13 protein-coding genes are annotated in these 13,074 nt (G+C 59.8%); 8 read left to right on the top strand and 5 right to left on the bottom strand.

Features of this window, described 5'->3' with window-relative positions:
• Window positions 1-9: 9 nt before the first annotated feature.
• On the top strand, window positions 10-951 hold the full coding sequence (locus JFT85_RS17405; protein ID WP_169875575.1) for an alpha/beta hydrolase: 942 nt from the start codon (window positions 10-12) through the stop codon (window positions 949-951).
• A 105-nt stretch (window positions 952-1,056) separates the two neighbouring features.
• On the opposite strand, the gene JFT85_RS17410 is transcribed toward JFT85_RS17405, so the two are convergent.
• Window positions 1,057-1,809: a DUF2059 domain-containing protein gene (locus JFT85_RS17410; RefSeq protein WP_053258536.1), complete on the bottom strand. Its 753-nt coding sequence runs from the start codon at window positions 1,807-1,809 to the stop codon at window positions 1,057-1,059.
• A gap of 131 nt (window positions 1,810-1,940) precedes the next feature.
• Here JFT85_RS17410 and JFT85_RS17415 point away from each other — a divergent pair, with 131 nt between their 5' ends.
• Window positions 1,941-2,573 (top strand): 2OG-Fe(II) oxygenase, encoded by a 633-nt coding sequence (locus JFT85_RS17415; RefSeq protein WP_169875576.1) that lies wholly within the window; start codon window positions 1,941-1,943, stop codon window positions 2,571-2,573.
• 2 nt (window positions 2,574-2,575) lie between these two features.
• Complete coding sequence (locus JFT85_RS17420) at window positions 2,576-3,073, top strand: DUF523 domain-containing protein (protein WP_201230209.1); 498 nt, start codon at window positions 2,576-2,578, stop codon at window positions 3,071-3,073.
• A gap of 49 nt (window positions 3,074-3,122) precedes the next feature.
• Here JFT85_RS17420 and JFT85_RS17425 read toward each other — a convergent pair whose 3' ends face one another.
• Window positions 3,123-3,608 (bottom strand): transporter substrate-binding domain-containing protein, encoded by a 486-nt coding sequence (locus tag JFT85_RS17425; protein ID WP_201230212.1) that lies wholly within the window; start codon window positions 3,606-3,608, stop codon window positions 3,123-3,125.
• Window positions 3,609-3,742: 134 nt separating this feature from the next.
• Here JFT85_RS17425 and JFT85_RS17430 point away from each other — a divergent pair, with 134 nt between their 5' ends.
• Window positions 3,743-4,183: a DUF4399 domain-containing protein gene (locus JFT85_RS17430; protein ID WP_053258532.1), complete on the top strand. Its 441-nt coding sequence runs from the start codon at window positions 3,743-3,745 to the stop codon at window positions 4,181-4,183.
• Window positions 4,184-4,247: 64 nt separating this feature from the next.
• Here the strand turns inward: JFT85_RS17430 and serA are convergent, their stop codons facing one another.
• Entirely contained in the window at window positions 4,248-5,477 is a 1,230-nt protein-coding gene (serA, locus tag JFT85_RS17435; protein WP_010167810.1) for a phosphoglycerate dehydrogenase, read from the bottom strand.
• A 226-nt stretch (window positions 5,478-5,703) separates the two neighbouring features.
• On the opposite strand from serA, the gene JFT85_RS17440 reads away from it, so the two are divergent.
• The 4 genes from JFT85_RS17440 to JFT85_RS17455 all read left to right on the top strand — a co-directional run bounded on the left by JFT85_RS17440 (window position 5,704) and on the right by JFT85_RS17455 (window position 9,992).
• Window positions 5,704-7,098, top strand: coding sequence for an FAD-binding oxidoreductase (locus tag JFT85_RS17440; protein WP_053258531.1), 1,395 nt, complete (start codon window positions 5,704-5,706; stop codon window positions 7,096-7,098).
• A 22-nt stretch (window positions 7,099-7,120) separates the two neighbouring features.
• Entirely contained in the window at window positions 7,121-7,786 is a 666-nt protein-coding gene (locus JFT85_RS17445; protein WP_053258530.1) for a fumarylacetoacetate hydrolase family protein, read from the top strand.
• A gap of 253 nt (window positions 7,787-8,039) precedes the next feature.
• Window positions 8,040-8,963, top strand: a complete 924-nt coding sequence (locus JFT85_RS17450; protein WP_053258529.1) for an SdiA-regulated domain-containing protein — start codon at window positions 8,040-8,042, stop codon at window positions 8,961-8,963.
• Window positions 8,964-9,083: 120 nt separating this feature from the next.
• A complete protein-coding gene (locus JFT85_RS17455; RefSeq protein WP_053258528.1) occupies window positions 9,084-9,992 on the top strand; it encodes an SdiA-regulated domain-containing protein in 909 nt (302 codons plus the stop codon).
• Here JFT85_RS17455 and JFT85_RS17460 read toward each other — a convergent pair whose 3' ends face one another.
• Window positions 9,993-11,939: an autotransporter domain-containing protein gene (locus JFT85_RS17460; RefSeq protein ID WP_053258527.1), complete on the bottom strand. Its 1,947-nt coding sequence runs from the start codon at window positions 11,937-11,939 to the stop codon at window positions 9,993-9,995.
• Window positions 11,940-12,306: 367 nt separating this feature from the next.
• Window positions 12,307-12,978, bottom strand: coding sequence for a ribose-5-phosphate isomerase RpiA (rpiA, locus tag JFT85_RS17465; RefSeq protein WP_069551118.1), 672 nt, complete (start codon window positions 12,976-12,978; stop codon window positions 12,307-12,309).
• Window positions 12,979-13,074 lie beyond the last annotated feature (96 nt).

The following is a 13,074-nucleotide window of genomic DNA, read 5'->3' on the forward strand; positions in this document are numbered from 1 at the left end:
GAACCCTTTATGCCTGTCAGCTTTGACCCCGATCATCTGCGCGAAAGTTTGCGACCCCTTGTGGATGCGCAACCGCTCAGCGCCGAGGCGCGGGTCTACCAGCGTTTCTATGGGCTGGATTTATCTGCGCGCAAAGTGCCGGCGTTGAGCCGTCTAGGGCGTTTCGAAGTGGATGGCTTTGAGGTGGTTGCCCAAGTGTGGTGGCCACCACAGCCGGTGGCGACGATGTTTATGTTCCACGGCTTCTACGACCATATGGGGCTGTACCGCCACGCGGTGGACTGGGCGCTGGACCAAGGGTTTGTGGTGATTGCCTGCGACTTGCCCGGCCATGGTCTGTCCAGTGGCGCACGCGCCAGCATCGATGACTTTTCGGTGTACCAGGACGTGGTGCAGGCTTTGTTCGCCCAGGCTAAGGCGCTGCAACTGCCGCAACCCTGGCACCTGTTCGGGCAAAGCACCGGCGGTGCGGTGGTGGTGGACCATTTGCTCAATCACGGTGCCGCCAGCCCGGCCCAGGGCAAGACTTTTCTACTGTCACCCTTGGTGCGGCCGCGTGCATGGGGTTGGTCGCAGGTCAGTTATTACCTGCTGCGGCCGTTCGTCAAAGGCATCGCCCGGCGGTTCAGCGAGAACACCAACGATCCCCAATTCAAGCCGTTCCTGGAAGCTGACCCCCTGCAGCCACGCCAACTGCCGACTGCCTGGGTGGGCGCGCTGGCGCGCTGGATCAAACGTATCGAAGCCGCACCGCGTAGCCCACGGCGGCCGGTGATCGTGCAGGGCGAGGAAGACATGACGGTGGATTGGCAGCACAACCTGCAGGTGCTGCGGGCTAAGTTCGATCAGCCGGAGGTGTTAATGCTGCCGCGGGGCAGGCATCACTTGGCGAATGAGATTCCGGAGATTCGCCAGGAATACTTCCAGTATTTGACGGACCATCTGAAGTAACACGGAGCCAATGTGGGAGCGGGCTTGCTCGCGAAAACCGCCTGTCAGTCAACTAATACAGTGGCTGACACACCGCATTCGCGAGCAAGCCCGCTCCCACATTGGTTACTGCGCCAGGCTGGAAGTGCTTTGACCAACGGCAAGACCTGCGCGAATGGCTGCAAGAGCTGCCTTGTAATACGCCCTGCCTTCCGGCGATTCCGCAAACGTGGCGAATTCTTCCAGCTCCGGGTCGGACAAATCTCGATAGACATACAGCAGGGTGTTATTCAGGTCGTTGCCGATTTGCTGCATCAGCCGCTCGCGCTGACCATTGAGCATGCCCTGGGCCTGGCCGCCACCCAGCAGGCCAGGAATCATCTGGCTCAAGCTGTCGGCGGCAACCCCGGCAATCGCCAGGCTGACTTCCGCCCCCGCCTCGCGTGCCGGCAGGGCCTGAGCCAGGTGCCCGATGATCAGGCTGCGGGTCGCGTCGGCCTCGATGTGTGGCAGGCCTTGCGCGTTTTTTGCCAGCTGGTCACGGCGGGTGGCCAGCAACTCGGCGGCGACAATCTTGCGGCCCAGCGGCGATTGGAAAAACGCCAGGGCAGGTTTCGGGTCCGCGAGGTTTTTGCGCAATTGCGCTTCAGCACGCTTGTCCACGGCCTGCGCCGCAAAACGTGTGTTGCTGTTGTCCACCAGCGCCTGGTACACCGCCGGCGGCAAGCTGTTGCGGTAGCGCTGCTGGGCTGCACTGAGGGCGTCATTGAAATGCGCACGTTGTTCGGCCCAGCCGGCGACCTTGTATAACTGGTCATGGCCGTCTGCCCAAGCGGGCAAAACGCAGAACATCAGCATGGAAAAAAACAAACGACGCATAGGGACTCCTGTCAGTCGGCCACTATTGTCCGTGTCGGGCGTAGGATTTGTCGAGAAATCCTATCAGTCACCTGACTAAAGTGTGTTCAGACGCTCGGCGGCTCTGTCGGATTTACAGGCGTATGGATACTATGCGCGCCATGCAAATACCCTTCGATCATCCCCTGCTGCAACGCATCGTCGACGACCTGGCCGAAAAAGGTTGGTCGCAGCAGAACGGCTTCCTGCCCCAGGCTCTGACCCTGGAACTGGCGGCTGAGTGCCGTAAACGTGCGGCTGAGGGTGAACTGGCGCCCGCAGCGGTGGGGCGCGGCCCGGCCCAGGAGATTCGCGAAGGGATTCGCGGTGACCATATCCAGTGGCTGGAAGAGGGTGATGCCGCCGTCTGCGAGACGTACATGGGCGTGATGGACAGTCTGCGCCAGGCGATGAATCGTGGTCTGTTCCTGGGCCTGGAGGATTTCGAAAGTCACTTTGCGATGTATCCACCGGGGGCGTTTTACCTCAAACATGTGGACCGTTTTCGCGACGACGACCGGCGTATGGTCTCGGCAGTGGTTTACTTGAACGACGCTTGGCTGCCCGAGCAGGGTGGCCAGTTGCGCATGTACCTCAAGGACGGCGTGGAATACGACGTGGTGCCCAGCGGTGGTAGCCTGGTGGTGTTCCTGTCTGGCGAGGTGCCCCACGAAGTCCTGCCCGCAACGCGTGAGCGCCTGTCCCTGACCGGCTGGTTTCGCCGGCGCGGTAACGAGCCGTTTTAAGTATGGAAAAGATTCTGATCAGTCGCTGCCTGCTCGGGCACAAGGTGCGTTACGACGGTGGTGCCAGCGGCCCGTTCGATCAATTGGCAGCCTGGCAGGCACAAGGGCGCGTGGTTGCGATCTGCCCCGAAGTGTCGGGCGGTTTGCCTACGCCTCGGCCCTCTGCCGAGATCCTGGGCGGGCAGGGTATCGATGTGTGGGAAGGTCGCGCTCAGGTGCTGACCGCTGAGGGAGAAGACTTCAGCGCCGCCTTTCTCGATGGCGCCCGCCAGGCCTTGGCGCTGGTGCAGCGCCATGACATCCGCATTGCCGTTCTCAAGGCCAATAGCCCGTCTTGCGGGAACCTGCTGACCTATGACGGCACCTTCAGCGGCGTGAAGGTCAGCGGCGAAGGCGTGACGGCGGCATTGCTCAAGCGCCATGGAGTGCGGGTGTTCAGTGAGCTTGAACTGGCCGAAGCGGCAGCTGCTCTGTGCGATAGCTCAACACCTGATGTGTGACTGACACACCGCTATCGCAGGCAACCCAGATCCCACATCGACCGAGTATCTATTCGCCTTTGGTGTTGCCCCCAAACCACTTCTGCGTCAGCGCTTTCAAGCGGCCATCGGCCTTCACGTGCTGCAACGCCTTGTCCAGGCTGCTCTTGAAGGCCGGGTTGCCCTTCTGGAAGGGAATCGCAAGCTCCGGCTTTTGGTGATAAGGCTCGCTGAAATCGAACCGATCACTGAACTCGGCAGTCATAGCGATATGGTTGATGGCCACGTCGTACTTGCCGGTTTCAACACCTGGCAGCAGGTCGGTGTCGTCGGTGGTGATAAACGAGGGGCGCACGTCCATCTCCTTCGCCAGTTGCTCACCGAGTTCCACTTCAAAACCGGTGAGCTTGTCGCCGTCATTGAAGTTGAACGGTGGTGTGTTGGCCTCTACGGCGATACGCAATTCGCCGCGATCAAACACGTCATCAATCAGTTCGGCGTGAGCCAAAGGGCTCAGAAGGGGCAGCAAAAGTACAAGGCCAGGCGAAAAGCGCATGGTCGCTCCTAAAGAATTCGTCTGTGCGAGGCGCCTTTCAGCATCGCTTTGCTATGGTGTTGAGTGCCTTGGACAGCAATTTGTCGCGAAGTTGTGATAACCCAACAGATTTCCTGGAAAAACTGGAGAAGCGAATGAAAGCTCTATTGTCTCGTGCAACCCTGGCTAGCCTCTTGCTGGGGGCGTCGATGCTGGCCACCGCCGCTGACGGTATTCCGCGCAGTGCTCCACCCGAAGGTGCGAAAGTATTTATCGTGTCGCCTAAAGATGGCGCCACCGTCGATAAAACCTTCACCGTCAAATTCGGAATGGACGGCCTGAAACTGGCCCCGGCCACCAGCCAGGACCCAGGCACCGGCCACCACCACCTGCTGATCGACCAAAAAGAGCTGCCTGACGCCAGCGTGCCGATCCCGGCCACCGACACCGTGATTCACTACGGCAAGGCCCAGACTGAAACCGAGCTGACGCTCACTCCGGGCAAGCACACGCTGCAACTCGTTGCCGGCGACAAACTGCACATGCAGTTCAACCCGACTGTAGCCTCGAAAGTCATCACGGTTAACGTCAAGTAAGATTTGTTCAGATGTAAAAAAGGGAGCCCCAAAAGGCTCCCTTTTTTGTGCGGCGTTTAAAGCGTTAGAACAACACGCGGCTACGAATCGTGCCGTTGATGTGCTGCAGCTTCTCTTGCGCCAGGTCCGAGTACTCGGCGTCTACGTCGATGACCACGTAGCCGACTTTCTCGTTGGTCTGCAGGAACTGACCGGAAATGTTGATGCCGTTTTCTGCGAAGACCTTGTTGATCTCCATCATCACGCCAGGGATGTTCTGGTGGATGTGCAGCAAACGGTGCTTGCCAGGGTGAGCCGGCAGGGCCACTTCCGGGAAGTTGACCGAGGACACCGACGTACCGTTGTCGCTGTACTTGACCAGTTTCTCCGACACTTCCAGGCCGATGTTGGCTTGGGCTTCAGCAGTGGAACCGCCGATGTGTGGAGTCAGGATCACGTTGTCCAGGCCACGCAGCGGGCTTTCGAAGATGTCGTCGTTAGAGCGCGGCTCTACCGGGAACACGTCGATAGCGGCGCCGATCAGGTGCTTGTCCTTGATCGCGTCGGCCAGTGCGTCCAACTCGACCACGGTGCCGCGTGCAGCGTTGATCAGGATGCCGCCTTTCTTGATCGCGCGGATTTCCTTCTCGCCAATCATCCACTGGGTCTCAGCGGTTTCCGGAACGTGCAGGGTGACGATGTCGGACATGCCCAGCAGTTCGGTCAGGCTCGACACCTGAGTGGCGTTGCCCAGTGGCAGTTTGGTCAGGGTGTCGTAGAAGAACACCTGCATGCCCAGGCCTTCAGCCAGTACCGACAATTGCGTACCGATCGAGCCGTAACCGACGATACCCAGCTTCTTGCCGCGGATTTCGAAGGAGTTGGCCGCGCTTTTGATCCAGCCGCCACGGTGGCAGGAAGCGTTCTTCTCTGGGATGCCGCGCAGCAGCAGGATGGCCTCGGCCAGCACCAGTTCCGCCACAGAACGGGTGTTGGAGTACGGCGCGTTGAACACCGCGATGCCGCGCTCGCGCGCTGCGTTGAGGTCGACCTGGTTGGTGCCGATACAGAAACAGCCGACGGCTACCAATTTCTTGGCGTGGTCGAAGATCTCTTCGGTCAACTGAGTGCGGGAGCGAATGCCGATAAAGTGCGCGTCGGCGATCTTTTCCTTTAACTGGGCTTCCGGCAGAGAACTGGTGATGTACTCAATGCTGGAGTACCCAGCGGCTTTCAGTACGTCGACAGCCGATGGGTGGACGCCTTCCAGAAGAAGGAACTTGATCTTGCTCTTATCGAGAGAAGTCTTGCTCATCTGCGTAAACCTGTATCCCGGAGAAAAATGGCAGGGAATCGAGCAGTTAGTGCCCTGAACCAGTGCACAAGAGCTGACCCGGACGGCAGGAAAGCCGTCACCGCAGAAACGCCTTTGGGCTCTGTCCTGCGGGGGCGGTATGCTAGCATACGCGCCCCGCTAAACACCTATTCCTGCGACGTGAAGCGTTCTCAGGATGACCATGAATTGTTCGAGAGTCCTGTCGATGACCCATCCTGCCCTGATTGATGAGCTAAAGACCCTGGTTGAGCCCGGCAAAGTGCTGACCGATGCAGACTCCCTGGAGGCTTACGGCAAGGATTGGACCAAGCACTTCGCACCTGCACCGTCTGCCATCGTCTTTCCCAAGACCATCGAACAGGTGCAAGCCATCGTCCGTTGGGCCAATGAACACAAGGTGGCGCTGGTGCCATCTGGTGGTCGTACCGGCTTGTCGGCTGCTGCCGTTGCGGCCAATGGCGAGGTGGTGGTGTCGTTCGACTACATGAACCAGATCCTCGACGTGAACCTCACCGACCGCACCGCCAGGTGCCAGCCGGGCGTGGTCACCAAGCAATTGCAGAACGTCGCCGAAGAAAAAGGCCTGTACTACCCGGTGGACTTCGCTTCGTCCGGTTCGAGCCAGATTGGCGGCAACATCGGCACCAATGCCGGCGGGATCAAAGTGATTCGCTACGGCATGACCCGCAACTGGGTCGCCGGCATGAAAGTCGTCACCGGCAAAGGTGACGTACTGGAGCTGAACCGCGACCTGATCAAGAACGCCACCGGTTACGACATGCGCCAACTGTTTATCGGTGCCGAAGGTACGTTGGGTTTTGTGGTGGAAGCCACCATGCGCCTGGACCGTGCGCCGAAAAACCTCACTGCCATGGTGCTTGGCACCACTGACTTCGACTCGATCATGCCGGTGCTGCACGCGTTCCAAAGCAAGCTGGACCTGACCGCCTTCGAATTCTTCTCCGACAAGGCCCTGGCCAAAGTCATGGGCCGTGGCGACGTACCGGCACCGTTCGAAACCGAATGCCCGTTCTACGCGCTGCTGGAATTCGAAGCCACCACCGAAGAAGTCGCCAACCACGCCCTGGAAACCTTCGAGCACTGCGTTGAGCAGGGCTGGGTGCTGGACGGCGTGATGAGCCAGAGCGAAACCCAACTGCACAACCTGTGGAAACTGCGCGAGTACATCTCCGAGACCATTTCCCACTGGACGCCCTACAAGAACGACATCTCCGTGACCGTTTCCAAAGTCCCGGCGTTCTTGAAGGAAATTGACGCGATCGTCGGTGAGCATTACCCGGACTTCGAAATTGTCTGGTTCGGCCACATCGGCGACGGCAACCTGCACCTGAACATCCTCAAGCCGGAAAACCTGAGCAAGGACGAGTTCTTCGCCAAGTGCGCCACCGTCAACAAGTGGGTGTTCGAGACCGTCGAGAAGTACAACGGCTCGATCTCCGCCGAACACGGCGTGGGCATGACCAAGCGCGATTACCTGACCTACAGCCGCTCGCCGGTTGAAATTGAATACATGAAGGCAGTCAAAGCGGTGTTCGACCCTAACGGGATCATGAACCCTGGGAAGATCTTCGCTGTTTAACCGTCCCTGAAGGAGTCGTTTCATGAGCTACCAGCACAAGTACATCGACGGCACCAACATCCACTTTCCCCTGGGTAAAGTGGTGTGCATCGGGCGTAACTACGCCGAACATGCCAAGGAACTGGACAACCCGGTCCCGACCGAGCCCCTGCTGTTCATCAAGCCGGGCAGTTGCGTGGTAGCACTGGAAGGCGGTTTCGCCATCCCTACCGAGCGCGGCTCGGTGCACTACGAAGCGGAAATCGCGGTACTGATCGGCAAACCGTTGTCGGCCAAGCCGAGCCGTGAAGAAGTGCTGGACGCCATCTCCGGCTTCGCCCCGGCACTGGATTTGACCCTGCGCGACAAGCAGGCCGAATTGAAAGCCAAAGGCCTGCCGTGGGAAATCGCCAAGTCGTTCGACGGCGCGGCGGTGATCGCACCGTTTGTGGTGAGCAGCACCTTTGCGGACGTGACCGACATCGGCATTCGCCTGACCATCAACGGCGAAGTGCGCCAGGACGGCAACAGCGCGCAGATGCTCAACCCGATCATCCCGATGATCCAGCACATGGCCGGCTGCTTCTCGCTGCAGGCGGGTGACGTGATTCTCACCGGCACCCCGGCCGGTGTGGGCCCGTTGAATGTGGGCGATGAGCTGGTGTTGGAGCTGGCGGGCGTGAGCCGCTTCGAAAGCAGCGTTCGCTAAGAACCCGGCCAAACGCGGTCAAAAATGTGTGAGCGGGCTTGCTCGCGAATGCGGTGTACCAGTCAACACATTCGGTGACTGACACGCTGCATTCGCGAGCAAGCCCGCTCCCCATTTGGTTGCGTACATCATGAGCAGAATCGAAGGGTTTTGCATTTTTTTCACACGCCATCCGGATAATCCGCAGGCTCCTGCGCGCGGGCCCGTCGATCCTGTGCTATCACCTAAAGCTGACTTTCTGGAAAAGCGCTCAATGGCCGTGCTCTTGCCTTCCGTTAAATCCAAACCCCGTTCACGTTTTGCCCTGCGCTGGTATTCCTGGCTGTTCCTGGTCGCGGTAATTGTGTATGGCGTTGCCTGGGCGATGCATTGGGATGATCGCGGCGTATTGTGGGTGGCGGAGCGTTTTGAAACGCCGGCTGAGCGACAAGCGAGCGTGTGGCTGCCGGATTACCGTGCGGTTATCGACGCCAAATTGCTGCCCGGTATGGAGAAGGACGAGGCTTCGGACGTTTCCTATAACCCGCAGACCAAAACCCTGTTTTCTGTGATGGGCAAAAACCCGTTCCTCGTGGAGCTGAGCCTGCAAGGCGACGTGCTGCGCAAAATGCCGCTCAACGGCTGGAATAACCCGGAAGGTGTGACAGTCATGGAGAACGGCCAGATGGCCATTGTCGATGAACGCATGCACACCCTGACCGTGGTCAGCGTTGACGCCAGCACCCAGCAACTGAATTTCGCGGACTTCAAGACTTACGACCTGGGCCCGTCCAAGGATCAGAACAAAGCCTTTGAAGGCGTGACCTGGGACAAACGCAACCAGCACATCGTACTCGGCGAAGAGCGCCCGCCGGCGCTGTTCACCTGGAAAAGCGATGGCAGCACGCTGACCGGCGACAAGCAAAAGATCGCCAGCACCGCGCTGGACGTGCGCAACATCTCGGCCCTGGCCGTCGACCCGCGTACCGGGCACTTGCTGGTGTTGTCGGCCGACTCCCACCTGCTGCTGGAGTTGGATGAGAAGGGCGAGCAAGTCAGCTTCATCACCCTGCTTGGCGGCTTCAATGGTCTCAAGCACACCATTCCCCGGGCGGAAGGCGTGACCATGGACGAGAACGGCACGTTGTATATGGTCAGTGAGCCGAACCTGTTCTATCGCTTCGAAAAACAGAAATAACCGACGATTGCGTCGGTTACCGCTCTATAAGCGGCATTCACCAGGCACTCGGCAGCGTTTAAGTTTAAATTCAGAACGGCGTGATATTTATTCGCCACTTTTTGTCTTTGAGCTTGCCTGATGCGTCGACTTGCCCGCCCCAAACCCGCGTTCTTTATCGTGATGCTGCTCACTCTGGTCGCCGCCGGAGTGGTCGCACAGCACTTTCGCCTGTTTGAGCGTGGCTGGTTCAATTTCCAGACATGGCGCCATCCTGCCGATGAGCGCTCCATTGGCCTGGGGGATTACCGCGTCAGCCTGCAAGCCGTGGTCATCGACGGTCTCGACGACAACGTCTCGGCCCTTACCTACGACCCGGTGCGCAAAAGCCTGTTTACGGTCACCAATAAAAACGCCGAACTGATCGAGCTGTCCCTGGACGGCAAGATCCTGCGGCGGATTCCTCTGGTGGGGTTTGGCGATGCGGAGGCGGTGGAGTTCATCAGCGACAACATCTACGTGATCAGCGATGAGAGCCAGCAACGACTGATCAAGGTGCATGTGAATGACGACACCCAATTTCTCGATGCTGCGGATGCTGAGCAGATGACGTTGGGCGTGCACATCGGTGGTAACAACGGCTTCGAGGGCCTGGCGTACGACTCGGTGGGCAAGCGCCTGTTTGTGGCCAAGGAACGCGACCCGATGCTGATTTACGAGGTTCACGGGTTTCCCCATTTCAAACCGGAAAAAACCTACTCCGTGCACGTGATCAACAACCCCAAGCGCGATGCCGGGCTGTTTGTGCGCGACCTCTCGAGCCTGCAATACGACGAGCGCAGCGGCCACCTGCTGGCGCTGTCGGATGAATCGTTCCTGGTGCTGGAGCTGGGCCTTGATGGTCGCCCGTTGAGCAGTCTTTCTTTGCTCAACGGGCGCCATGGCCTTGAAAAGCGTGTGCCGCAGGCCGAAGGGATCGCCATGGATGACGAAGGCTCGTTGTATGTGGTCAGCGAGCCGAACCTGTTCTACGTGTTCAAAAAGCCCTGATCAAAACATCCATTGCACGCCCAATGAATAGCCGGTCTGGCTGCCTTCCGTATGCCCAAGGCGGCTGTTCACTTCGGCATACACACCCAGTTGCGGGGTAATCGCCAACTGGCTGCCGACCTGGGCGCGGCCAAAGCGCTTGTCCACTGAACCAAGGTTGGCGGTGCGCGCCTGGCCGTCGGCGCGGGCGGTCAATTGCAGGTCTTCGAGGCGGCCGTCAGCCAATTCGTTGACCCAGGCGATGTCGCCGTAAGGCAGCAGGCTCATGCCATAGGGCAGGGCAACGGCACCGCGCACGCGCCAACCGAGGCTGGCTTCCAGGGAGTCGAAAGACTGTTGTTCGTATTCCAACGCCGTGCGCAGGTTCTGTTTTTCGTGGAATTTATCAATGCGCGAGTGGCTGTAATCCAGGCCGGCAAATGGCCCGCTCTTGATCGCACCGAAATCAAAGTCATAACCGCCCAATACGCGCGCGCCCAACGACAAGGCGTCGGTGTTGCCGGTCAGGTGCTGGTCGAGCAGCACCGGGCCGCCATTGGCCTGGATCAGCAGGTTACGCTTGGAATCAAAACGCGTGTGGCCGACGCTCAGGTCGCCGGCCAGCCAGCTTGGCCCGCCATCGTTGAGCAAGGCATAGGCCGCGGCCTGCCAGGTGTCGCTGTCCAGTTTGCCGCGCTGCTCCAGCGTGTCGCGGCCATTGAGGTAACTGAGGCTGGCGCCGATATTCAGGCTGGAGGTGAGCTGATAGTCGCCCAAGGCGTGTACGCCCAGGCGTCGGGTGTCACGGTTGAGCGGGCTGTCGAAGCCGCTGTCCGGGGTGTATTCGCCGTCCACGCCGATTTCGCCGTCTACGCTTCCGACCTCGCGGCTGGCCGCTTGCAAGGTCAACCAACGGCGATCATGCAGACGCACCATAGCCTGATGCTGGCGTTGCAGGTTGTCCTGCAGGTTGCGCGCAACGGCGCCGCCCGACGTGGTGGAGGCCAGCAAGTCGGCGTTGGTCAGCTCCAGCACCAGGCGGCTGAGCAGGCGTGAATAGTCGCGCAGGCGCTGGTCGATGCGTTCCTGGCCAAAGGCATTGGTCAGCACGGCCTTGTTGTCTTCTGCCGGGTCGTGCCAGGTGGAGCCGCCGGGAATTTTTGGGTTATTGGTTTGGGTGTAACCGTCCAGATCGCCCAGCTCCCAGTTGGTGGCTTCGATATACAGAATCGGGATCTTCAGCGGTTCGAACGGCTCGCCATCACTGCAGCAGCCGGTGCCCTTGGGGTACTGCGGGTCCAGGCCCGGGTTGGTGAACAGCGGGATGTTCAGCTCCTTGGCGATTTGCAAGGTGTGCTCGCGCAGCGACGCCAGGGCGGGGTTGGCCGTGCTGTTCTGGCCGGCGTGGGCGTACATCATGTCGCCGGTGATCAGGCTGTCGAGGTTGATCATCGCCAGCATGTTCGCGCGTTGGCTGGCGCTCAGTGAGTCGACGAAGGCCTTGGAGCCGCGCAGGCCTTCTTCTTCGGCGCCGAAGCCGACGACCTGCAAGCCGTTCTCCAGCGGCAGGCCGCCGAGGTTCCTGGCCACTTCGGTCAGCACGCTGGCGCCGGAGCCGTTATCGTCCAGGCCTTGCAGGGTGGGGCGGCCGAAGTAGGTGTCGAAGTGCGCGCCAATCACCACGTACTGCGGTTTAGTGCCTGCAGCATAGGCCACCACGTTTTGCGAAGCGCGAGTGCCGTTGTTCCAGGTGAAGTTCTGGCGACTGAGGTTGTAGGCCGAACCCATCTGGCTTTGCATCCAATCTGCCGCGCCGGCGAAATTGGCCGTGCCGCGATAACGGCCGGGGTAGTCGTTGATCAGCTTTTCCAGGGTGGTATTGGCGTGCTGGCCGTAATCGTAGGCCTGGGTTTGCGTCGACAGCAGAGTGCCGACAACGCTGATAGCGAGGGCAAGAGGCTTTATCACAAGGTCGTCCTTGAGGTGATGGGGGTTTCAAAGCCCAGAACCATTGCACAATGCGCGCCTCATTCCATGAGCGTGTGCGAAGTGGCGCATTGTTAAACGCGTGGGTCGCCTGGGTGTAATTTGTAACGGATTTGATACTAGGAGAGGCGTGGAATGCCGTGACATGCGCACGGTTTTTGAGCGCGGGTGCTGCGAAAAGTAGCGGTTTTGTTACACAGTTATCCAGGTCAGCACACATTAAATGTGGGAGCGGGCTTGCTCGCGAATGCGGTGTCTCAGTCGCCAGATCAGTTGACTGACACACCGCATTCGCGCGCAAGCCCGCTCCCACACAAGCCCTGTCTCCACAGGAGATCAGCGCTGAGCTTCAGGCCTTAAGGGTTTTCACGCCTTCAGGCGTACCCAGCAGCAGCACATCCGCCGGGCGCGCGGCGAACAAACCATTGGTGACCACGCCGACGATCGCATTGATCTGGGTTTCCAGTTCCACCGGGTTGGTGATCTGCATGTTGTACACGTCGATGATGATGTTGCCGTTGTCGGTCAACACGCCTTCGCGGTACACCGGGTCGCCGCCCAGTTTCACCAGTTCACGGGCCACGTGGCTGCGGGCCATCGGGATGACTTCGACCGGCAGCGGGAACGCACCGAGTACCGGCACCAGCTTGCTGGCGTCGGCGATGCAGATAAAGGTCTTGGCCACGGCCGCGACGATCTTCTCGCGGGTCAGGGCGGCGCCGCCGCCTTTGATCAGGTTCAGGTGTTCGTCGCTTTCATCGGCGCCGTCCACGTAGAACTCCAGGTCGCTCACGGTGTTGAGCTCGTACACCGGAATGCCATGGCCCTTGAGGCGCGCGGCGGTGGCTTCGGAGCTGGCCACCGCGCCGTCGAACGCGCCCTTGTGCTGGGCCAGTGCATCGATAAAGCAGTTGGCGGTGGAGCCGGTGCCGACACCGACGATGCTTTTGTCGTCGAGTTTAGGAAGGATTAAATCGACGGCGGCCTGGGCCACTGCCTGTTTGAGTTGATCCTGGGTCATGCGGGCTCCGGAACGGGCGGGGAGTTATCGAGGGCGGCGAGTATAACCCAACAAAACCTCGGGATTCGTGTGGTCGCCCGGCCAAAAGCCGGGTTA

The sequence above is a fragment of the Pseudomonas sp. TH04 genome, from assembly GCF_016651355.1.
GTDB lineage: Bacteria > Pseudomonadota > Gammaproteobacteria > Pseudomonadales > Pseudomonadaceae > Aquipseudomonas > Aquipseudomonas fluorescens.